General features: G+C 34.5%; 18 protein-coding genes. 3 read left to right on the forward strand and 15 right to left on the reverse strand.

All coding sequences use genetic code 11. From position 1 onward, the window contains the following. Window positions 1–349: 349 nt before the first annotated feature. The 15 genes from H4O20_RS08010 to H4O20_RS08080 all read right to left on the reverse strand — a co-directional run bounded on the left by H4O20_RS08010 (window position 350) and on the right by H4O20_RS08080 (window position 18,816). A complete protein-coding gene (locus tag H4O20_RS08010; RefSeq protein ID WP_185098873.1) occupies window positions 350–544 on the reverse strand; it encodes a hypothetical protein in 195 nt (64 codons plus the stop codon). Between the two features lie 218 nt (window positions 545–762). Next, window positions 763–1,686 (reverse strand): glycerophosphodiester phosphodiesterase family protein, encoded by a 924-nt coding sequence (locus H4O20_RS08015; RefSeq protein WP_185098874.1) that lies wholly within the window; start codon window positions 1,684–1,686, stop codon window positions 763–765. A 48-nt stretch (window positions 1,687–1,734) separates the two neighbouring features. Then, window positions 1,735–3,306 carry a calcineurin-like phosphoesterase family protein gene (locus H4O20_RS08020; protein WP_185098875.1) on the reverse strand — a complete coding sequence of 524 codons (1,572 nt, stop codon included), beginning with the start codon at window positions 3,304–3,306 and terminating at the stop codon, window positions 1,735–1,737. Between the two features lie 31 nt (window positions 3,307–3,337). Then, the gene (locus H4O20_RS08025) at window positions 3,338–4,774 is read right to left on the reverse strand and encodes a SusD/RagB family nutrient-binding outer membrane lipoprotein (protein ID WP_185098876.1); all 1,437 of its coding nucleotides are present in this window, start codon (window positions 4,772–4,774) and stop codon (window positions 3,338–3,340) included. A 17-nt stretch (window positions 4,775–4,791) separates the two neighbouring features. Continuing rightward, window positions 4,792–8,286 carry a SusC/RagA family TonB-linked outer membrane protein gene (locus H4O20_RS08030; protein ID WP_185098877.1) on the reverse strand — a complete coding sequence of 1,165 codons (3,495 nt, stop codon included), beginning with the start codon at window positions 8,284–8,286 and terminating at the stop codon, window positions 4,792–4,794. 81 nt (window positions 8,287–8,367) lie between these two features. After that, the gene (locus H4O20_RS08035; RefSeq protein WP_185098878.1) at window positions 8,368–9,291 is read right to left on the reverse strand and encodes a FecR family protein; all 924 of its coding nucleotides are present in this window, start codon (window positions 9,289–9,291) and stop codon (window positions 8,368–8,370) included. A gap of 150 nt (window positions 9,292–9,441) precedes the next feature. Continuing rightward, a complete protein-coding gene (locus H4O20_RS08040) occupies window positions 9,442–9,963 on the reverse strand; it encodes an RNA polymerase sigma factor (protein WP_185098879.1) in 522 nt (173 codons plus the stop codon). Window positions 9,964–10,526: 563 nt separating this feature from the next. After that, a complete protein-coding gene (locus tag H4O20_RS08045) occupies window positions 10,527–12,395 on the reverse strand; it encodes a sensor histidine kinase (protein ID WP_185098880.1) in 1,869 nt (622 codons plus the stop codon). Between the two features lie 16 nt (window positions 12,396–12,411). Then, window positions 12,412–13,035: a response regulator transcription factor gene (locus H4O20_RS08050; RefSeq protein ID WP_185098881.1), complete on the reverse strand. Its 624-nt coding sequence runs from the start codon at window positions 13,033–13,035 to the stop codon at window positions 12,412–12,414. Between the two features lie 112 nt (window positions 13,036–13,147). Next, window positions 13,148–14,935: a PQQ-binding-like beta-propeller repeat protein gene (locus H4O20_RS08055; RefSeq protein WP_185098882.1), complete on the reverse strand. Its 1,788-nt coding sequence runs from the start codon at window positions 14,933–14,935 to the stop codon at window positions 13,148–13,150. Window positions 14,936–14,954: 19 nt separating this feature from the next. Further along, the gene (locus H4O20_RS08060; protein WP_185098883.1) at window positions 14,955–15,392 is read right to left on the reverse strand and encodes a lipocalin family protein; all 438 of its coding nucleotides are present in this window, start codon (window positions 15,390–15,392) and stop codon (window positions 14,955–14,957) included. Between the two features lie 26 nt (window positions 15,393–15,418). Then, a complete protein-coding gene (locus H4O20_RS08065) occupies window positions 15,419–15,967 on the reverse strand; it encodes a hypothetical protein (protein ID WP_185098884.1) in 549 nt (182 codons plus the stop codon). A 27-nt stretch (window positions 15,968–15,994) separates the two neighbouring features. After that, window positions 15,995–16,579, reverse strand: a complete 585-nt coding sequence (locus tag H4O20_RS08070; protein ID WP_185098885.1) for a hypothetical protein — start codon at window positions 16,577–16,579, stop codon at window positions 15,995–15,997. Between the two features lie 96 nt (window positions 16,580–16,675). Beyond that, window positions 16,676–17,920: a hypothetical protein gene (locus H4O20_RS08075; protein ID WP_185098886.1), complete on the reverse strand. Its 1,245-nt coding sequence runs from the start codon at window positions 17,918–17,920 to the stop codon at window positions 16,676–16,678. Between the two features lie 608 nt (window positions 17,921–18,528). After that, window positions 18,529–18,816 carry a hypothetical protein gene (locus tag H4O20_RS08080; protein WP_368856696.1) on the reverse strand — a complete coding sequence of 96 codons (288 nt, stop codon included), beginning with the start codon at window positions 18,814–18,816 and terminating at the stop codon, window positions 18,529–18,531. A 437-nt stretch (window positions 18,817–19,253) separates the two neighbouring features. Here H4O20_RS08080 and H4O20_RS08085 point away from each other — a divergent pair, with 437 nt between their 5' ends. The 3 genes from H4O20_RS08085 to H4O20_RS08095 all read left to right on the forward strand — a co-directional run bounded on the left by H4O20_RS08085 (window position 19,254) and on the right by H4O20_RS08095 (window position 24,200). After that, entirely contained in the window at window positions 19,254–20,213 is a 960-nt protein-coding gene (locus H4O20_RS08085) for an AraC family transcriptional regulator (RefSeq protein WP_185098887.1), read from the forward strand. A 444-nt stretch (window positions 20,214–20,657) separates the two neighbouring features. Next, on the forward strand, window positions 20,658–22,793 hold the full coding sequence (locus tag H4O20_RS08090; RefSeq protein ID WP_185098888.1) for a TonB-dependent siderophore receptor: 2,136 nt from the start codon (window positions 20,658–20,660) through the stop codon (window positions 22,791–22,793). Continuing rightward, window positions 22,794–24,200, forward strand: coding sequence for an HmuY family protein (locus H4O20_RS08095; RefSeq protein WP_185098889.1), 1,407 nt, complete (start codon window positions 22,794–22,796; stop codon window positions 24,198–24,200). It abuts the gene before it with no gap. The last annotated feature ends 13 nt before the right edge of the window (window positions 24,201–24,213 follow it).

A 24,213-nucleotide genomic window follows, 5' to 3' on the forward strand; every position in this document is an offset into this window, starting at 1 on the left:
TGGACAGTGGGGACTTTGGGGCGATGGTATTTTGAAGACTTTACCTACGGTGGAAAATGGGGGTTTGGCAGGTTTGTGCTTAGTGAGATTTGAGATTTGAGATGTAGGACGTAATGTAGGACGTAGGATCGTAGGACGTAGGATCGTAGGACATAGGACGGTAGGACTTATGGATGTTCTTGGTATGGGTGGGTTGATTAAAATTTGGGGAGTTGTGAAAGTATGAGTGCAATGCCACATGAATTATCTGTGCTGGAGTCATGGATTTTGCAATACTGTAAAATTGACAAATTAAAAAGGCCGTCTCAAGTTTTGAAACGGCCTTAGCTAATTAAACCAACACTTAATTTTAGTTTAACAACCACATCACTTCGTTAATATTATTTCCATTTAGAAATTGACTATTTATGGCACTATTTACTATTTCATTTTGAAGCTTCATAAAACGTTTGGGGATTTCATCATTGTTTAGCACTATTACATAAAGTATAAAAGCTGTATACATTATTGGAGGCGGTCCTGACCGTTTGTTTAATAACTTCAAATTTTTACGCAATATGAAGTTAATAGGTTTTTTTGTGATATTCCACTGCCCTAGCAAAACATTATTGAAATTGTTTGGAGCATTTGAGCAATAAATTTAAAATAATCCAGAGTTATCCTCTTAGATTCTTTTTCCTTTTTACTTCTTTCTTCAAGTTTTAGTAGAAACTGTATTTTGAAAAGACTATTTGGAAGCTTTTAACTACAATAAGTATATTGTTATAAGGCTCTTTCGGGATAATCTGTAATAATTCCATCCACTCCTAAACCCTTCATATTATCAATATCTTGCTTGTTGTTAACCGTCCATGGAATCAATTGCATTCCTTTTTGATGAATATATTCTACTATATGTTTATCTTGAACCAATTTATAATTGGGACTATAGATGTCTGGTTGAAAACTCAATTTTTTTAAGTTTTCCTCGACATTGCCATTGGATACTAAATATGAAATTTTCACCGTGGGATATTTTTTATGAATAATTTCCAAAATTCGTGGATCGAAAGATTGTAAGTAAACGTTTGATTCAATGTTTTTATCGTGAATAACCTGCATTACTAGATCGACAAATAATTCTGGCTGAGGTTGATATACTCCATAATCAGTAGGTTTCGATTTAATTTCGATATTGTATTTTATTTCAGGCAACATGTTTGTATTGCTATACCCTTTTAACGTATCGATCACTTCACTTAATAAGGGTTTGTATGTTTCTAAATTTATTTGTTCTGGAAATTCGAGATTTTCTTTAGATCCCGCATCAAATTTTTTGATGCTATCATAAGTCATTGTATAAAGGTTGAAAGACTTTTCATCTACTTTTGTGATGATTTCGCCATTAGGCTGCAGCATATATGCATGGTGCATAAATGGTTCATGGGAAACAACGACTTGATGATCCTTAGAAATTGCAACATCTAGTTCGACTACCTGAACTCCTTTTTTTAATGCACTTAAAAATGCAGGAATACTATTTTCAGGAAAGCTACCTCTATCGCCACGATGTCCGTGAATAGTAACTTTTGTAATCTTTGATTTATTAGCATCAATTTTTGAATTGTTTTCTTGATACTTCTGCTTACAAGAAAATAGACACAAAATACAAATAGGAAAAAAAATAAATAAGTTTAATTTTTTCATAATTAAATAATTAGCCCGACTGTAGCGTCGGGCATTTAATTTTTATAATTAATGATTAACAATTCGATAACTACTTTTATCGGAATGAATATTCCCAAACATATCGGTTACTTTTACTTCTATTGTATGCATACCTTCCTCAAGGTTCGCAGGGATTTTACCAGTCCAAATATGGGTGCTTTCAACTGCATTACTTCCTCTCCTTCCAGGAAATAATTCGGTAGTTAAATCCCATTCATATACTGCGGTTTCATAACTTGGATCTTGTACATTGGCATGTTTCATTATGTTCCATTTTCCTTGATTGATTCTATATTCTACAAGGTCACCTTTTTTTCCCATAAAGAAATTAACATATAAATTAGACTTATTTCTCTTATCCTTTGCTACAACTTTGGGATGAAAGATTTCCATTTGATAATTATCTGGTTTTCCAGCTACTTTATAATTTATATTATATTGGTTTCCTTTAAAATGGATAAAAGCATATCCTTTTGGTGTTCCATCTCTCATGGTAGCAATAGGGATTCCTTGCTCATTTAATTTACCAGAATACCAATCTCCAGAGGTGGTTCCTACATTATAGTGATGATGTGGAGTATCTTGCAACCAACCTTCTTTTTTTCCAAAGAAGTCCTGTTTTTGAATATGAGTATGTGCGGATAGGGAAAGCGTATATGGAAAGTCCTTTAGCAAAGTAAATAAACTATTTCTATCCTCATCTCTAAAAGTATCTCCGTTAGTCTCGGAGATAGGAATATGAAAGGCCAATACAATTAAATGATCTTTTGGCACAAATTTCAAGTCGTTTTCTATGAAGTTTAATTGGTCTTTACGGAGGCCGCCCCAATACCCTTTTTGATCTCTAGGATCGGGATATAAAACATTATCTAAAATAATAAAGTGGACTTTACCCACATTGAAGGCATAATTAGCTGGACCGAAGTGAGCTTCGTAAGTTTCGTCGGACATTTTATCTGTATCTACATCAAAGTTTAAGTCGTGGTTTCCTAATACGTTATACCAAGGAATTTCAACAGCTTTAGTCGCTTTGATGTATGGTTTAAATAGGGATAAATCATCTCCAACTAAATCCCCCAAGCTCAAACCAAAGTTTACTCCCTTTATATTTTCCACTTCCGAGACAATTCCTTGCGCAAAATACTCTACCTCTTGTTGTGTATAAGGTTGTGGATCTCCAAAAATTAGGGCGGTAAAGTCATTCTCTTCCTTTTGACGTACTAAACCAAAATCAACAGATTTGGGCAATTTTCCTGTAGGTTTTACGCCTTCAAATTTTGTTTTAGGTGAACCTTTTGGTTTATGGATATAAAAAAATTGAGGTAAATTGTCTTCATTTAAAGGAACCTGATAGCCTGATGGTTTTATTACTGAAATAATATTATCATTTTCAATAGGCAGTTGGTACTTTCCGTTTTCATTTGTTAATACAACTTGTTCTCCATTAGTGACAGCTACGCCCTCGATACCTTTTTCTTTTTTGTCTTTAACAGTATTGTTGTTTGTGTCTTCAAATACATAGCCGCTCACGATGTTTTGGGCTAGAATGCTTTGCGCAAAGGCAACACATATGCAATAAGTAACTATTAGTTTTTTCATTATATATTATATTGAATTGTATTGTATTGTTTTAATTTTGATCCCACCAAACTTTCACATTAATCTCATCACCTCCCATTCTATTTACCGCTTCTTTATAGTTTTGATAATTTCTATCGGCAGCATCCAGTGGGTAATACAATCGTGAGGGCATTTCTTGATTATTGGACATTGCAGTTGTAGTAGGCAGGACTGGGAAGTTTGTTCTGCGATGCTCAAACCAAGCTTGATAATCTGTAAAGAATAGCGCAAAATATTTTTGTACTATAATTTGCTCTAAAGTGCCATTATAAGCTGTTAACTCATTATCAAAATAGTCATCTGGAAATTCTAAATCCCACATCTTTACAGCTGCTTTCACACCATTTTTATAATAATGTTCCGCATCATTAATATATCCTTTTTGTGCCATTTCTGCTTTGATAAATTCTATTTCGGCATAGCTCATCATGGGAATAATTAGCGGGGCTTCTGCCAACTTATTAAGTACACCTGAAGCTGTTGCTATACTATCTGGCAATGGTTCATTTATATAATCGATGGGAACACCTATATACCCATAGTCCTCATTATTTAACCCCTTAGCTTTTCCTGCATAAATAGCTCTTCTTGCGTCGTCAAAACCATTTAAATTATCTATAAAAAACTTAGAATAATATCTAAATACTCCAAAATCTTGGGGTCTATCCCAAGGTGAAAGTAAGGGAGCCATACCAGTTATCTGAATTACGGCTTCATCATCATTACCTGTAAAAACAGGATATTGAGAAGGGTTATTAATCATAGTTGTCATTTTAGTAAACGCATTGGTTTCTGGTCTATTAGAAATTCTAAGCAACAGTCTTAAATGAAGTGAATTGGTGAATTTTTTCCATTTGAAAACATCATTGTTAAATAAAATATCCTCTACATATGGCATCGGAACATTTACATCGTAAATGCTATTTGCATATTCTAGATCTTTTAATATTTGTGAATATATTTCCTCTTGTGGAGTGAACTCTGGATACCAATTTCCTTCCTCTGCTTCCAGAGCATTTTTCATAGGTACATCACCAAAACAATCGGTAAGCATAGAAAGTGCATAAGCTTTAAGGGTTAGAGCAATTGCTTGATAATTAGGCAATCCTTCCCTTATGGCAGCTGCTTCCATTTCCTTAAGGTTATTTAATTGGGTATAGTAAGTATTCCAAGTAGACGCTCCAATATTCTCTGTAAAATCATATAAGAATGGGGCATTTATATAATCGTCAGTCATTATAAACATTTGTGTTACTGGAGCGCCAACATTTCTAAATTGAATTGCATTCCTTTTAACCATTTCATAAATGATAGGGTTTAGTGCACTCCCTGCTGTAATTTCTGTAAGTTTATTTGGGTCTGTATTAGTTTCTTCAAAATCTGTAGTACAAGACCAAATTAAGAGTCCAGTTAATACTGTTAAGAAGCTATATTTAATTTTTTTCATTTTTTTATATTTTTAAATTAGAAACCTACTTTAATATTCATTCCAAACTCTGATGCTACAGGCATTTGCCCTACTTCTACACCAGGGTGTAGATTAGTTCCACCAGCCAAACCTGATACCTCAGGATCGTAAATAGGAAAATCTGAAATCACCGCTAAATTTCTGCCGTATACAGAGAGACTTAATTCACTTAGGAATGTGTTCTTTAGCGTTTCTTGTGTAAATGAATACTCTAATGTTACCTCCCTTAATTTGACGAAAGAGGCATCAAATGAATTCGCTTCTGTGTTTGCTAAAGGATAATGCAAATTATAATAATCGGCAATTGCCAATGGGGTAGTATTTGGCGAATAAGTACCGTCGCCATTATCTACCACACCATTACCAATAAGCTCTCCAGTTTCTCGACCTTTAAGAGTGTGTTTTAGTTTTCCTTGCTGGGTCAATTTGTGATGGGTATGGGAGTAAATTTTACCGCCGTACTTTCCATCGATTACCATATTTAATCTTAGGTTTTTATATTGAAAAGAGTTTATAAAACCTGCTACCCATTTAGGCTGTGTATCTCCAATTTTGACAATACCATCAGTCATTTGAGGTATTCCCTTATTATTATAGATAACGTCTCCATTTGGGCTTCTCAAAAATGCACGCCCGTATAATGCTGCTGGCGACCCACCTTCTTCGGCTACTAATTGTGCTCCCGAAGAACTAAGCATTTGTAATATTCCTTCTTCAGCATTATCGTGAAGGGATAGAACTTTACCTTCGTTTTTGGCCCAAGTGAGTGTAGTGTTCCATTTAAAATTATTCAATTTTATCGGGGTGACATTTAACAAAAATTCTACACCTCTATTTCTTACTTCACCTGCATTAATCAATACGCTACTATATCCTGACGATCGTGGTAATGGCGTAGAAAGTATTTGGTTTTTAGTATTATTTTGGTACACAGTTGCGTCCAGTCGTAAACGCCCCTTAAACATTCTTACATCGACCCCAAGTTCCTTACTTGTTGTAATTTCTGGCTTAAAGTCTGTATTATAAAGTGAGGTTGGCGCCACTGCGGACCCTGAAAAATCTGTTCTGCCATAATATTTTTTTGTGCGATATCGATTACTATATTGCCCTGCACCCCCTACTTGTGCTACAGATGCTCTAAGTTTAGTAAAGCTTATGGGCTTTGCCATAGAAAATATTTCACTTAGCATAATACTTGCGCTTGCCGATGGGAAAAAATACGATTGATTATGTTTTGGCAACATACTGTTCCAATCATTACGACCTGTTATATCCAGAAAAGCTATATCCTTATAACCCAGGCTTACTAAACTATACAAAGAGTTCACCTTGTTTTTCCCTTCAAATTCGCTGGTAAAAGTTTCTGTACCATTTACCAAATTATATTGTCCTGGAATTTCAAGCCCATCTGCCCAAGAATCTTGTCGTAAATAATTATAATCCATTCGGTTTCCCCCTAGATTAGCCGTTACATCAAAGTCTCCAAAATCCTTATCATAGGTTAAAAGAAAATCTATATTAGTTTCATTTTTAAACACATTTGTTTTACGATAATAGCCTTTGGAATATCGGTTTATATCGTAAGGTCGTTGTTGTTTCATGTTTTTGTTATACATGTTTAAAGCCCCTCTCACCATTAAATTTAAATTAGTGTTTAATTTAATGTCTGCACTTAAATTCCCGGTTACTGCATGCTGATCTAAACTATTTTGGATTTCATAAGCCATTGCGAAGGGATTATCTATATAACTACTATAAGGTCTAATCATATCCAATTGCTCTTGCCCATTTTTCCAAATTGGACGATACCAGTCTAAATCTACATTTGGGTTTTGGAAAATCATGAAGTAGGCTATTGAATGGTTGTTATATCCTTGCCCTGGTAAATTATCACTAGTCTTGTGACGATAATTTGCCACTGCTTTGAGGTTCACTTTATCAGAAATTTGCTGATCTCCATTAAATGAAAATGATAGTTGTTCAAATCCAGTATTAGGCATGATCCATTCATTTTCGGTATGGGTAAGAGAACTACGCATACTTCCTTTTTCATTACTACCTTGGATGGATAAGTTTTGGGTATAGGTTTTTCCAGTTTGCCAGAAATCCTTTCGGTTATCTTTATAGGGTTTCCATAAGGTTTTTTTTGCTCCTTGTCCTTCTAAATATGGGTCGTATTGATAATAGTATTGGCCGTCAAATTTTGGCCCAAAAGCACTACTACTTCCTGCCGTACTGTTACCATCCTCGGATGCTCCATAACTATAATAAAGGCGGTCATTATATGAACGTGGGTTTCCATTTTCATCTATTTCCGGTTTTAAATAACTTCCTTTTCCACTTCCTTGACCGTACTCATACTGCCAATCTGGCCATCGGGTTATTTTATCGAATTTTACATTGGATGAATAAGTAATTCCCAAACCTTTATTTCGTTTTCCGGATTTAGTAGTAACAATTACAGCTCCATTTGCCGCTTGATACCCATAAAGGGCCGAGGCAGCGGGACCTTTTAAAACCGATATACTTTCAATATCTTCGGGGTTTAAATCTGAAATTGCGTTTCCAAAATCAACAGGTGTATCATTATTTGCATCTCCTCCCATATAGCCATTGGATGCTCCCGAACCTGGAAACTCGTTTTGTACGGGAATTCCATCAATTACAATTAATGCACCGTTATTTCCTGGATCTAAAGATGCATTTCCTCTTAAAACAATTTGTTGTGAACTTATTGGCCCACCCAAACCATTAATATTTAAACCAGGAACTTTTCCGCGTAAGGCATCGGACCAGTTATTAGGTCTTGCATCGGTAAGCTCTTGCGACACAACTGTTTGTTGAGCATACCCCAGTTTTTTTTCCTCTCTCTTAATTCCTAATGCAGTAACGACCACTTCATTTAATGCATTATCACTTTGGGTTAGACTTACATTTAAAAACTCTGATTGCGTTAATACAACTTCTTTACGCTCAAAACCCATAAAAGAAAAAACAATCGTTACCGGAAAATCTTCAACTTTAAAATTGAAATTTCCATCAAAATCGGATATGGTTCCATACGATGTTCCCTTTACTATTACGGTTGCTCCTGCCAAAGGTACCCCCTGATTATCGGTAATTTTTCCTTGTACTACCTTGTCTTGAACTTTAGATGGAATTACTGTTATAGTATGATTGAGCAGCTCATAATTAAAACCTGTCTCCTCCGTTAAGATTTGTATTACTTCTTTAATGTTTTTGTTTTGAATATTTAAATTATACTTGGTAGTATTTTGGCTGATATAACTGTCAAATACGAAAGTTAATTCTGTTTTTTCTTCAATAGCAGAAAAGATTTTTGTTATGTTGACGTTAGTTAGATTTAAGCTTATGTAATTATTATCTATATTCAAAGAAGCTGCTTTTCCGGTAAAAATAATACACAGTAGTGCTAAAAAAGTAGCTTTCTTAAGGGGATTTTTTAAAAATAATTGTAGTTTAGTATTCATTCTTTATTGGCTATTATTTAATTTATAGTCTTGTACTGAAAGCCCATTCCTGTTACAGCAGTAATGGGCTATTTTTTTTGGCTAATTCAAATTTGTTTTTTTACTTATAAGAATATGTTTAGGGGTTATTGTATCTATTTTTAAATCTTTAACTAGTGCAATGCTCTTAATAACATTCTCTATTTTTTCATTTCTAAATTTTCCTGAAATTGTTAGTTTTTCAAGGTTTTTGGATTTAAAAGATATTTTGATATTGTACCAATCTTCAAGAATTCTAGCTGTTTCTTGCAAGGTATTATTGTGAAGATGTATTGTATTATTAGTCCAAGCAATAGTATTATCACTGGCAGTTTTAGCGTAATTAAATTTGTTGTTCTCGAAAATAACTTGTTCGTTTTTTCGAATTATTGTGCTGTTATTTATATTGTTATTGGCATTGACTTTTACCAATCCTGAAACCACTTTTACTGTAGGCTTACTGTAGGAATTTGCATTAATATCAAAAGAGGTCCCCAAAACCTGAACTTTTATCTTTTCAGTAGTTACTGTAAACGGATATTCTTCGGCTTTAGCTACCTTAAAAAAGGCCTGACCATTTAATTTTACATTCCTGTTGACCTCAAAATTACTAGGGTAACTTATAGCGCTATTGGCATTAAGTGTAACTACAGAGCCATCTTGAAGTATTATTTCTTTCTTCTCGCCTTTGGCTGTTAGATGTGTTATTATTGTAGGTTTTTCGAAGAACCGAAAGCTCAAAAAACAAACTACAACTATAGCCGCTGAGATAGCAATTTTCGCATAGATAAATGAATTATGATTATCTTTAGGTAATTGTCTTTTAACTTTCTCTAATATATTTTTTCTTTCGTTGTTCTGAAAATTTGGTATAATATTATCATCTTTATGAATATCTAAAAAAGTTTCAATAACCTTAGATTCATGTGAGGTAGCTTCACCTTTTGCAAATTTTTCAACTATTAGAATAAAATTTTCTTTCTTCAACTTAACTGTGTTTAATAGCAAGACACAGAAACCTATAGTTACACGTATGCAAAAATTAAGGCTTAACCATAACTTAAATTTGAGGTCCGCTAGATAACATTAAGGAAACACTGCTAGAGGCGGAAAAGAAAATTTCAATATAATAGCACATTAGCGAAGAATTTTTAATGCATTGCTGATATGAGTCTCCACAGTTCGAATAGATAAATTTAGAATCTGTGCAATTTCAGCGTTGCTCTTTTGCTCTTCTCTACTTAACTTAAAAACTTTTTTACATTTTACGGGTAGTTTCTCTATTTTTTTGAATACATCTTTTTCCAGTTCTTCATACTCCAAATTATCAAAAAAACTATCTGGTATGGATTCGATGAAATCTAATTGTTGTGTAGAGAACTTAAGATCACGAATGTGATTGGCTATCTTATACTTGACAGCTTTAAATAAATAGCCTTCTAGGTTGAGAATAGTATTTTCCTTATTTAAATTCCACAGACTGATAAAAACTTCCTGTACTATATCTTCACATACTTCACTATTTTTATAAATTTTATAAGCGTAGGTATATAATCTTTTCCAATAACGATTAAATATTTCCTCGAAAGCCTTAGAATTGTTTTTTGAAGATAGTTTAAGTAATTCTTTATCTTCTAATGCTGAAAGAATGATTGCCATTTCCCTATTTTATCTTACCACAAACAAAAACAATAATTAAAGGAATGCTGCTAAGCCAGTATTACATATATATTACGCTATTGTTAAGTTAAAAGTACATGTTGGAAAAACACTACTGTTAAGAAGACTCTCGAAAACCACATCGATTCAATTTAAATAACCTAAGGCGTGCTTTTGATCTTTGACCTTTAAAAGACTATGGTTTCTGCCATTTTTACGTCTCAGATATAGGTTGACCACTTAATTAGTGAAAAACTATAAAAGGAAATATATAGGACCACTTATACGATACGTGGGGAAATGTGAGATTTGAAAAGTGAGATTTGAAATGTAGGACGTAGGACATAGGACGGTAGGACATAGGACAATGTACGTCCCTGATATAGGTTTACTACAGAGGTTTGGGATGTTGTTTAGGGAAATTTATTTTCCTTCATTAAAGATTTTAGTAAGCGTGAGAATTGTTTGATTATAGCCACATTTAACCCGGGGCGCAATCGAGCGGGGTTTTGAAGAGCATTGTTTAGCTGGAATGCACTTTGGATTGATAAACACCAGTCATTTTAAAGACTCATTACTACTTTAGCTTGGGTCCCTCCCGATTGCTTTTTAGTGATTTTAAAATTCCCTCCTATAGATTTTAAACGTTGGTTAATAGTGTATAGGCCTTGGTTTCCAGTACTGTTGTTATCCTCATACCCAATGCCGTCATCTGAAATTTCGATTTGCAATCCATTTTCTCCATTGCTGAAAGCAATTTCGGCATTTTGGGCTTGGGAATGTTTAATAATATTATTTACTAATTCTTGAATTACTCGGAATAACATCAGTTGTAACTGGGGGGAAAGTATTTCGATATTACTACTTTTATCGGTAACTATAATTTTAACAAGTTTAGTTTCATTAATTTCAGAAGCAAAGTGTGAGGTAGCTTTAATCAAGCCTTCTTTTTCCAAAACAGTTGGCATGAGGTTGTGAGCAATGTGCCGTACATCGGAATGCGTGTCGTCTAGAATATTTTTTACCTTGGAAAGTTGTTCCAATTTCTTTTCGTCTGAGAGATGGGGTATGGATTCTAGGCTCATTTTGGCGGCTCCTATCATGGCGGCCACCCCGTCATGCAATTCTTGAGAAATACGTCGTCGTTCTCGTTCCTCCCCCAGAATAAAGGAATTCAATATGGAGTTTTCCTTTTCTTGCTGCAACTGTTTCAGTTTGGATTTTTGTTCTGCCCTGTTGTAAATAAAAATACCGCTCAAAATTGAAATCAAGAAGAGTGACCCCATAACAGCGTATAAAAAATTTGAGCGCTGTTTTTGGATTTTTAATTCTTGTTCTACAATTTGTTTCTCTTTTTTTTCAGTTTCGTATTTGGCGTGTATCTCATTAATTTCTCTCGTCTTTTCTACAGATGATATAGAATCCTTCCATATGGCATATGTAAAAAAGAATTCGGCTGCTTTCTCTTTTTGGTCAAGGTTATAAGAAATGGTTCCGGCAGTTTTTGACGCTCTGATTAAATTATTTTTATCGCCAATTTCTTGTGTCAATTTCACAGCGTTTTCCGCATACTTTAAGGCTTGTGTGCTTTTTCCAAGCTTTTCCAAAGCATCGGCATAAGTAGTATATGCACGAGCCGTGTGGGATTTGTCATTTAGTTCTTCGGCATAATTAACTGATAATTTTGCATATTGTTCGGACTTGTTCAGATTTTTTTCAATTAGCGATAAGGTTAGATTTGACTGAGTGAGGGCTATGAGGTCCGTTGAGTTTTTAGCTAGTTCTAACGCTTTCTCAGACCATTTTACGGTATTTAATGTATCCTTGACATGATAATAAAGAAGCCCTATATTACTTGCTACAGTAGCTATAAATCGTTTATCGTTATTTTCTTTCAACAAATGGTAAGACTTTTGTAAATATTCAAGCTGTTTGTCATCATTTTTAGTTTCGCCTAGCAAAGTGGCTATGTTTGAATATAAATATCCTAAGTGTATTGGGTTTCCTCCATCTTCTAATATGTTAGCAACTTTTAGAAAGTTTTCAATAGCAGAATGCAGATCACCTTTTAAATAGTAAGCGCTACCTAAAAGATTGTGAGCTTCTAAATCACTTCTTTCTTTGACAGTAGGATTGGGGTTCTTTATAGCTAATTGACTGTAAAAAATTGTAGAATCTACCTCCTTTTTATTCCAAAAATAATAAGCCTTTTTGAAATAAAGGTAATCTAAAAAGGGTACATTTTTGCTTTTCCCCTTTTTAATAATATTATTTAATAGAGCGATACAGTTTTCTTTTTTAGCATCAACACAACTTTCAAATTCAATGAACAAAGTTTTGAACTTCGGTCCAATATTTACATTTTCAACACGATTTTGGGCATTTGTGAGAATGGATAGTAGAAAGAACGAAATAAAAATTAGCTTCTTCATATTAATAAGATTGATATTAGACCTTAACTAAACCGAGCAAAATGGCTTTTTTAACCATTCCCGCAATATTTTTTACTTCAAGCTTTTGCATAATTCCTGCTCGATGAGTTTCAATGGTTTTTTCTGAAAGACAGAGTTGTTCGGCAATTTCCTTGGTTGTTTGCTCCTGAACTATCAACTGCAATACCTCCCTTTCTCTTTCTGTCAGTTCTATTTTACATTTTGAAGTGGATCCCTCAAAAAATATCTGCTGTGTTTTAGGGCTAAAATATTTTTCATTATTGGTTACGGCTTTGAGCGCTTTTTCAATATCTTCTCGACCATCAATTTTTAATAGGTAGCCATCGAATCCCGCATTTATAGAGGAGGTAATAGTTACAGAATCCGAATGGCTTGTTAAGGCAATGATTTTCATTTTGGGCGCTATCTGTTTTATCTCATTGATTATTTCTCTTGCATCGTGTTTGCCGAAACGAATGTCTAATAATAAAACTTCGAAATTATCTTCTTTCAAACTATCTTTTAGCTGTACAAAATTTAATACACTCCGTGTTTTCTCTACAAAATCAAAGGTTGACAGTAACACTTCCAAACCTTCCAAAACCAAAAAGTGGTCATCAGCGAGCAAAATTTTCATCATAACTAACTTTATAATTGCAGTGCTGCAAATTAGCTATTTTTTTGTGCTCATTTATTGTTTAAAACTACTTCTTTTGTTTTAAAAACTTTGAACGAGGATTTTTCGGTTCATTCTACCTTCGCAAAAGCTCAACTTTTGTGCCTTTACCTTTAGCCAATGTTTTCCCGGTTGGACTAAATGTGATAAGGTTGGATTTACCAATTTTCGTTTCCTCAATAACGGCTCCGTTATTTCCCGATAATCTTAAAAATCTGTTTTTCTCTAATAACCATAATTCATCCTCAACAGCATTGTATTTTTTAAGATTTTTTGTAACAATACTTCCATTTATATTTCCTTCATAATCCATCATGGCCACACCTTTGGTACCTATTACTAGGAGCCCTTGGGGGTAAAACTCGCTGTATTTAACTGTTCCCACCCCTAAGTCTTTAGTAGAGGTATATGAAATTTTGTTGCCTGTTTTTGCATCGAAGACATAAATTCCTTTAGACACTACATCAATTAATCGATTGTTTATAGTATCTATAATAAAGGGATTAAACTGTTTTGAGAGGTCTGCACTGTTCTTCGCTTTTTCAGTTTCGAAAATTTCATCTCCAGTTTGGGCGTTCAAAGCTTTAATTATAGTTCGGTTGAAATTGCCTCTAGCTTTCACATAAAATATTCCATCAAACATCTCATCTTGAATCTCTGTCCATTGTTGTCCTAACACTCCATACACTTGGTTCTCAATTTTATCTTGATGGATATCTATAATCATATATCCTTTCACACCACCCGTACCCCAGGCACCTTTTTTGTTAAACATGGTGAAATAACAAAGTTTGCCATTTTCGTTAAAGTGAAGTTTACGAGATATTAATCGGTTGTATTTACTGGTAGTTTCTGCCCCTGCTCCGAAACTTCCACCCATTGCCTTATCTATGGCCATTATTCCTTTCAATCCTTGGGTTACATTACGCGCTGCGTTGAGACCTTCTTTTACATCACCACTGCGTTCCGTACCGGTTTCTAGGTCTATTAAACTCAACTGCAAATACTGCAGTACCAAGGTATTATCAACAATAGTAGCTTTCCCGGGAACAAAGTCGCCATCGTAATTAACTTTCCAAATTATTTTGCCTGTTTGTGCATCTATGGCGATAATTTCTGGCGTTGTGGTAAGCAAATCCAACGCCCCGTCTGTTGCGGGAATGGTAATGGCAAGCATTCTGTCGCTTTTTGATTCAAAAAGTAATTCGCCTATACCTCCCTTAAAGTCCGCCTGTGTCCAAATTGTATTTCCTTTTCGAACCCCTACTAATTGAAGTCCATTTTTCCCATTTAAAGCAATGGCTTTTTTTTCTGGAATATAGTTAACTAACCTATCAAGAAAGCGGTCTTGGGTAAAGGCGTTCTTGGCTCTATTTGCCGATCTACGGGATGAAACACCGTTTATCTCGTTGGTAACTATTCCACTGGCATGAGCGTTAATTACTGTTTCGGCTACAGAAACGCCTATGTCCAATTGATCGGATTCCCAAAGTAATGCCCCATCTTTTAGATCGAAAGCTTTGATTTCAGTTTGGTTGTGCTGATAATCTATGGTCATAAATACATTTTCTTTATCAAAGAGAAAATATCCACTTCCGGTGGGCACCGAAATACCTTGGACAAAGCGTCCAATTTTAAACTTAAATTTTCCTTTAAGTATTTGTCTGTTAGCCTCAATATCCCAAACCATATACTGATTTTCATTCTCTGCAATCAAATATTTGCCGTTAGGAGAAAAATCTATAAATTCAGGTGCAAAGCCAAGTTCAATTTCAAATGTACTATTAGCGTTTTGGCCGTATATAAATGATAACGACAATAATGTAAAACAGAGGATAGCTGTATTCTTTATATTAATCAACATTGTTTTAGGTATTTATAGATTATGATTGTTTTTTGTAAACTACGTACATGCGTTTGTCGGAACCCGGACGAATTGGTATTCCAACTACCATTTTTCCCACTGTCAAACTGTGGATAAGCCAATTTATCTTTTGTTTCTCTTTTGTGAGTATTAAGGTATTGCCATCTAATTTCCAACTAAAAGTGCTTGTTATAGCTTTGCAGTCTTTATCATATCGGACATCTTTTGCCTCATAGTTTTCAGAAAATTGGCTGTAGTCTTTCTCACAATTAACACCTGCATGATTATGAGGCGCTAACCATCCTTCGCCATTTTCACCCATAAGGGTTCCTTGAATTTCCCAAGTCCCAAACAGTGCCGTATCGTTTAATTCTTGCGAAATACCTTTTTGCGTAAACAATAAAAGTATTAGCACAAAAAACATGATGGCGGGAAAATTATTTATTGATATTTTCATAGTTACCTATTTATATGTTATCGGGATTAGGGCGCTGCTATGATAATAGTTCCTGATCCTGATACTATTTCATTATTTAAAGTATTAGAAAATGTGCCTTCAAAATGAAGTGTAAAAGCTGCAATTTTGGCATCTTCGCCATAGTGGTTAACCGTTTGTTCTTGATAATTGTCTAGTGTAGCCGTGTATTGAATAGATGTATATATTTTTTCGGCGTTCCATTCATTAAAAGAAATACCTGCAAAAATACTTTCAGGATTGGGCTGATTGTCTTCATCGAGCTCTAATACTATTGATAGATTAAATATTCCGGTTTCGTAAAGCAATATTGAAAGATTGTCTCGATTTGTATCTTCATTATATTCTACAAATGCTGAGTAATAAAAGATATCACCTGTATATTTTGGCACAGAACCCTGAAATTCTTCCCCATTGTCAAGAGATATATAATAGCTATGGCTTCCCGAGTTGATGTCTGTTTGATTTGGACTGTTATCTTCATCATTGGAGCATGCTGTTAACAAGCCCAAACTAAGGATGTACACTACTAATAGGTATAGTTGTTTGTGTTTCATATTTACTTATTATTTAAATGGCAGTACTTACCATGCATTTTTTGGTGCAGCGAACTGTCCGTTAGTTACAGTAATTTTTTCTCCTGCTGAGGAATAGGCTTCAAAACTGAAAGTACCCTTAATGATATTGTTGGTGTTGCTCACAATATTAATCGTTCCGCTAATGGATCCGTTATTTCCTCCGAAATGAGTACCTGGGTCTGTCATTGTATCGGTAAACATAGAGATTGTAGCATTAAATGAGTTTTGATTGTAAGTATTTGACAATCCTTGGACTATAGGGTATTCTCCTGGTTCAGGTAACGCTATATGGTTATTGGAATTTTGCTCAAAAGTAATATTCCAGATTCTCCCATTATGGTAAATAGCCTCATTATTGGATACTTGAAAATATTTAATATTGTATTGATTATTGAGATAATATGTTACCTCACCTTCCATCGAAGTATTTTCAAAGTCGGAAACATCAAATGCAATACCACCGTCTTCAATGGTAACTAAATCATTTTGGTGATTGTTACTAGGATCATCATCGTTTTTACTACAGGACGCAATTACAAGTGAAGCAATGATAATTAAGCTGAAAGAATATATTTGATTAACTATCTCCATGGAATTTAAATTAAAAGGAAAATTAAAAAAAGAAACGGCAAATCGTTGGGTATCATGGCTAAAAATAGACTTGCCGTTTTTCACAAATTATATGTATTATGGAAGACAATACTCTCCACCTACGTTGTCGAAAATCACATTATTTATCTGAAGGTTTTCAAAGTTATATCCTGTTCCTTCGTAGAAAGCACAATTTGGCAAGTCTTTAAATACAGTATTGGATACCTTTAAATGTGGATTTGCCCACATATATATCGCTCCCGTGTTTTCAATATTTCCTACTGGAAAATCACCCTTAGCTTTTTCAATGATGGCATAGTCAATAGTACTCATCTCCTCTGTATAGCCCCAATAAATACCGCCCCAATTTGTATCATTATACGGTTTTAGATGTACAGGGTTAGCTGCTGTTCCCTTAATTTTAAAGGTTGTGCTATGAGAAGGCATTAACGGAGAAAATTGTAAATAAGCCTCTGCTTTAAACTGCATTTCCACCCCTGCCTCGATAGTTAAATGACCGTCTTTTTTACCATGAATTCTGCCATCTACTAGATATGGAACATCTAGTTTCTGCCAACTTACTGTTTGGTTTTCAATTTCGTAGTATGAAGTTGTGATATTTAGAAAATCACTCACATTACCTATATATGAAGAGCTATTATTAAAGACATGCGTCATCTCGGCAGACACCTTTACTGGCACACCATTATTTCCTGTGATGACAAGGTTAGAAGTAGAAACAGTGGCGTTTTTTCTAATTCCATGAAAATCTAAACCAATACTTCCTCCGTTTTTAATTGTTACATGGTTAAGGGTAAGTGCCTGTGGTGTCGTGCCTGAAACGCCTCGTATTGCCAAACTTCCTTCATAAATAGGCGATGTTTCCGTCAAATTTTTTGACCCCGCATACTCAATAACTGTGTGTTCAATTATGTTATTAGGATTATGTGCTTCCGTTAAGAAAATTCCTCTCCAAAAGCCTTGTTGTTTGGAAGTTCCGGATAGGACAACTGGATTTGTTGGGGTTCCTTTAATTTCTAAATTATTACTATCTAGATTAATCCATAGGCCTGCATGCTTTTCAAATTCAATGACAACACCAGGCTCAATTCTTAGACTTCCCTGCACATCGGCATAGCACGGTATGATATAATCTACAGGCCTTTGTGGATCGTCCGTCAAGATTCTATCCTCGCTAAAATAATCACAATCTAAGACAATAGGTGGTAGATCTAATTGTTCATCATCAAAATGGCCATCGTCATCACTACTACAAGAAAACAACATAAATAAACCTAAAGCCATTGTTGTTACTTTGTGTGAATGTTTAAAAATTTTCATAGTATTTACTTTTAATTAATATTATTATTTAAGGGTTGTACCCAGTTGTTTCTTCTAGGACAAACTTAGGAAGAGAATCAAAAGCTAGTTTCAGGGTAATTACGGAAATTTTATCTCAGGGTTTTCCCCGAGGCTTATTGTAGTTTTGTGATTTATTAGGGATTATACGTGAAATTCTATAAAAGGAAATATATAGGACCACTTATACGATACGTGGGGGCAATGTGAGAAGTGAAAATTGGGATGTGAGATTTGAGATTTGAGATTCTAGATACTAGAGTCTAGATGCTAGAGGCTTGTACGTCTCTGATATAGGTTGACCACTAAGGTTTGGGAAGTTTTGTTAGCGGATGTATTTGACAAGAGGTAGCGTTTGTGCGAGAACGGAGAGAATGAAAGAGGAATTGAGCAAGCTGTTGTTCAAATAGCAGCATAACTAACCATTGTAAAGGACTAAACTAGTAAATCAATAAAATAGCATTGACTTCTAAACAATAATTCTTTAAATAACTCAATACATAAAATTTGATTTCAAAACGACATTATCCTGCCAAGTGTGTAAATTTAAAATACCAAGGGTTGGACACTTTTAAAGTCTGACCCATTTTTCATAGATCGTTGGGAACTGAATTAGAATAATGCCCCAATTCCCAATGGCATTGTCCATTTTTTGGTTGCTTCGCAAGAGCTCCCGCACAACTAGTGTTTCCTATGTCTGCTCTACCCGAAGCGACTACGATATAATCTTCAGTCATGTTTACTGCACTTCCAAATTCAGCCATTTCATGTGAATCATCGGGTACTAAAGTTTGGTGATGGCTCCACCCCTCCTCTGAATTTTTTGTATAAATATATGCGGTTCCTGCTGCGATGTTATAACGCGATGTTCCGGAAATTCAAAGTCCCCTCGAATATCTACTGCTGTTCCAAACTCATCTATTGGACCTCTTTCAGGACTAATAATTTTTGATTGCTATACGTATTGTGCAAATGTAGAAACTGATATTAACAAGGTAGAAATGATAACTATTATTTTTGATTCGATTTTCATAGTAAAATAAGTTTAAGTTAAATGATTATGAAATAGAGTAAATCAGTTAATATTCTGAAAAACTAGGATTTCATAAAACTATAAGCTTTAGCCAATTATCATTAATTAATAACTGGACAATACGTGACATCAAATTAAACATAATGTGACATAGTTTGTTTGACTATTATTTAAAAAATATATTATTCATCCAATATTATTTCAGTTTTTATTTAGACTAATTATAAATACCTTTGGCGAGTAAATTTTTACTTTTTACAAAACCAATCGTTTTTAAATAAAATGGAATACCTTACAATTTCGGGTAGAATTGAGAAAATAGACAAAGAGACAATTAAAACTTGTTTAATCTCTGCATATCAAAAAGGACAAGTTTTTGAGGAGACGGAATACTGTATGGAATGCGGACAATTGATTTCTTTTGAATCAAAGATTATTAAAGCTTCTGGAATTCTAATAAGGGAAGTAAAATGTATTCAGTCTACAAATATTACAGAAGAATTAGAAATTTGGGGAGAGCCTGTAATAATGAGGTTTATCATAAAAACAGGTAAGGAAAGACCTACACATAATATAATCTATGGCTCTAATTCTAAAACCTATTTTGTTACAACCTATCAAGAAACGGATAGTGTTTTTATGATTATTCTTTCTAAGGAATTTTACTTTAACCTTATCCACCATAGTTACGAATCGCATAAGGAATTTGCTTCTCATATATTTAACAATACCACAACCAATCTCTTTGTTGCAGACCTTCCTATTGATCCTTTAATTGGTGGGATTATCAAGGAAATAAAAGACTGTAATAGAGTCGGTTTGTTTAAGCGAATATTTATTGAAAACAAAGTACAAGAGTTATTATTGTTACAGTTAGAGCTCTATCTGCATCAAAAAAAATATAATAATCATGTAGAGTTCAATGCAGATGAAATTGCAAAGCTATGTCAAGCAAAACTTATTCTTGATAATAGGTTTACCGAAGCCCCTACAATCAATGAACTTTCAAAAGAAGTTTTTCTCAATGAAACAAAACTTAGAAAAGACTTTAAAACATATTACGGTGTAACCATAAAAAACTATGTAATTAGCCTTAAAATGAAGTACGCCCTTAAGCTACTTCACGAAAAAAAACATAACATAACAGAAATTGCTGAGCTTTGTGGCTATAACGGACTTGTTCAATTTTCAATTGCCTTCAAGAAAATCTACGGCTGTTCGCCTAAAAAATATCAGATATAAATCTTATGGCATATTGTGGTTAATGTCCACAAAACACCAACATTTCTATATTTCTAATTCTCTTTAAAATTTTATTCTTTCACGCAAAGGCACTATGCTTTTCTGTGGTTATGTAGGATTATCTGACCGCAAAAACATAAAAGCCCCCTGGTTTTCAAGTTCTTTTCTGATTTCTATTTCTCTTGTTTGATTTCAACAGGTCTATAAATGCCTACGCCAGAAATATAAAAAAAGATATCAAAAAGCTTAAATAATACTAGTCCTCCCTTTCCCTAAAAACAATATCAGTCTTTACATTTGCCTCTTATTTAGATTAAATAAAAATAATAGCCATTTAAGATTATTTCTACTCATGATCTCTTTTGTAGAATTCATTATTCCAAAGATGATGTAACCGTATTTAAATAAATCTTTTAGAAGTAAAGTCTTAATCTAACTTAAATCATGACTAAAAACCATTTTATATATCTCACAACTTTGCTCGTTAGCATTCCCCTATTCGCTCAACAGGAAATAGTTAAAGACACTAGTGAAGTGCAAAGACTAGAGGAGGTTATTGTAACAGGTCAACACAATCCACAATCTGTTGGTAAATCTGTATTTGAAGTGAAGGTTATTTCCCGAAAAGACATCGAGCGCCAAGGCGGAAATAATCTTGCAGACATACTAAACACAACGCTAAACCTAAATATAACACCAAACACCTCAACTGGTAAAAGCGGAGTTAGCCTTTTTGGTTTAGACAGCCAATATTTTAAGGTGTTGGTAGATAATGTTCCTATAATCAATGAGGAAGGTATGGGAAATAATACCGACCTCACCCTTATAAACCTAGATGATGTTGAGCGTGTAGAAATCGTGGAAGGCGCTATGGGAGTACAATACGGCGCTAATGCCGTATCTGGAATTATAAACGTTATAACAAAAAAGTCCTCACGCAACGTTTGGGATATCAGCACCTATATTCAAGAAGAATCAGTAGGTGATGAATACGAATGGTTCAATAAAGGCCGACACATCCAATCGTTGCGAGTGGGGCACAAATTAAACGAGTACTTATATGTAAACATAGGATACACCCGAAACGATTTCGGTGGGTATTGGAGCGATAGAATGGGAGAAAAATACGATCGCAACGACGACAGACGCGGCCATGAGTGGCTACCAAAACTTCAGCAAAATGCCAAAGCACTGCTATCCTACAGTAAAAATGATTTTTCAATTTTTTATCGGTTCGACTATTTAAATGAAACGATTGAAAACTACAGCAAATTGGTTGCTGTCAACGAAAACCCGGCAACAGGAACTACACGTCCAATCTCACAAGATGAACTTTTTACCAACAACCGCTTTTACCATCATCTAAACTCAACGGGATCGATATTTCGAAAAATTAATTACAATTTTTCAATAAGCTACCAGGAGCAAACTAAGGACTTAGAGCGTTACTCATATATCATTCGCGAAGATGTAAAAGAGAATATAGAAAAAGGCCAATACCAACAACGAACCGCTTTTTTCTCACGTGGTACTTTTAGTAATCTTATTAATACAGAAAAAATTAGCCTCCAAGCAGGTTATGAACTTACCAACGAACGAGGAAGTGGATCGGCAGTTGCCATATTGATAACGCCAGGTGAAGAAAAAACTACTCAAAATCTTAATAATTATGATTTTTTCGCTTCCTCTGAAATAAAACTTTCGGAAAGCTTCTCCTTCCGACCGGGAGCTAGAGTTTCCTTTAGCAATATTTTCGACACACAATTTATAGGTTCTTTAAGTGCGAAACAAAGTTTAAATAAAGGATGGGAACTTCGAGCCATCCTAGGATCTGCAAATCGAACCCCGAATTACGACGAGCTATACACTTATTTTGTTGACGTGAACCACAATGTGCAAGGCAACCCAGATTTACTTCCTGAAAAAGGACTCTCTGCCTTCTTTCACATAAAGAAAAAAACCTCCTTATCTGAGGGAAAAATTCGTTTAAAAAACAAATTGAGTCTTAATTATCTAGGACTTAACGATCGTATTGAATTAATAGTGGTTCAACAGAGTCCGCTTGCTTTTCAATATAATAACATAGATAAGTATAGGGTCATTGGCGCCTTTATGGAAAACGAATTGTATGTAGGGAATTTAAAAGCACAGCTAGGAGCTTCTATTCAGGGAATTTCAAAGGTCTTAAAAACCAATAATAACAATAATGATGATTTTCTTTTTAACCTTCAATTAAATGCAAATCTTTCATACACACTTCCTAAATGGAATACCACCCTTTCAACCTACTTTAAATACATTGGTGAACAGCAACAGTTTGTAGAAAAAACAAACCAAGAAGGTGTCCAAGTTTTCGAAACTGGAAAAACCGACGATTATAGCTGGATGGATGCAACAATCAGTAAATCCTTTTTCAACAAAAACGTTACTACTACTATTGGAGCCCGCAATCTTTTTAATGTAAACTCAGTAGAAACAACAGCAATAAATGGCGGAGCTCATAACGGACCTGCAACACAAATACCCCTCGCTTATGGTCGATCTTATTTTGTGAAACTAGCTTACAACTTAAACCTATAAATGATGAAAACAACTACTATTTTTATATACATAACCTTAGCCATATTCGGATTCGCTTCTTGCAGTTCAGATGATAACAATCTTAGTACTGACCCATTTGTGGTCGCCTTTGAAGATCGTTCCGCGAATCTTAAAGAGATTAATGTTTTTGAAGATATAATGTTAATATATTCAACATCTGCTATAGAAGCAGGTGGTTTTAGCATTACGGTAACTGCTGAGAATGCAGTTTATGGTGTCGATTTTACGACAGAACCTGCACTTATAAACGGAAAGATAACACTCCCAATAAATCAAGGCAGTAACTCCAACAACTTTAAATTTCAACTTTTAAACCCAAACTTGGATGAAACTACCAATATAATTTTCAAGATTGACAATATAGATTATCCAAATGCTAGCATTCAAGGCAACACCACTTTTACAATTAATTCTGAAGCAGCATTAGGGGGAAGCATTCAGCCAGAAGTAGGTGGGCCAAATGAACAGTTTCAAGTATATGTAGATTTAAGTTCAAAAACTACCAAACAGGTATTACGAGATTCTTGGGATCTCGCCTTCTACTCCCATGACGAATTTCGCGTAGGTATAAATGGTTCCATATATATGGCCGCAGCCGAATTAGAACAATCCAATATCGACAATATTACGCAAGCAGATGTAGCCGACCTAATGCCGCAAGTAGCAGTAGGTACTTTCGACCCTTCAAATGAAATATACATAGACTACCCTGACGGCGATATAAATCGAACTGCCATCAAAGAAATTACTTTAGAAGATGCCCTAAACAAAGTCTATTTAGTAAACTTAGGCTACAAAGTAGGAACCGAAACCCCAACCAATGGCAGTGTAGCTGTAGCTGGCGATGCACGTGGGTGGAAAAAAATAAGAATTCTTAGAGACGGTACTAGCTATATTTTACAATATGCAGACCTTAACGATACCAATCACCAAGAAATCACCATTGATAAATTATCTGGCTACAATGCGACTTTCTTCAGTTTTGATACGAACTCCACTGTTAGTGTAGAACCCGAAGCAGATCGGTGGGATCTCAATTTTACAGTTTTTACAAATATTATTGAAGGCGCAGGATCTTATGGATTTTCTGATGGTGTACTCCACAACCGAAAAGGTGGAGTAACCGTATACACCGTTTCGACCGAACATTATGATTATGACACCTTTTTACTCTCAAACACAGTTGAATCTAATTTTAAACTTGATCAACGCACCATTGGTGAGACTTGGAGAAATGTTATAAACAATGATAAAGTACTGAATCACGATATATTCTATATCATAAAAGACGCCAACAATAACATTTACAAACTAAAGTTTACGGCGCTACTAAATGATCAAGGACAGCGTGGTTACCCAGAATTCAAATATGAACTTTTAAAATAATTTATAAATCAAC

This window comes from Aequorivita sp. 609 (genome assembly GCF_014212065.1).
Taxonomy (GTDB): domain Bacteria; phylum Bacteroidota; class Bacteroidia; order Flavobacteriales; family Flavobacteriaceae; genus Aequorivita; species Aequorivita sinensis.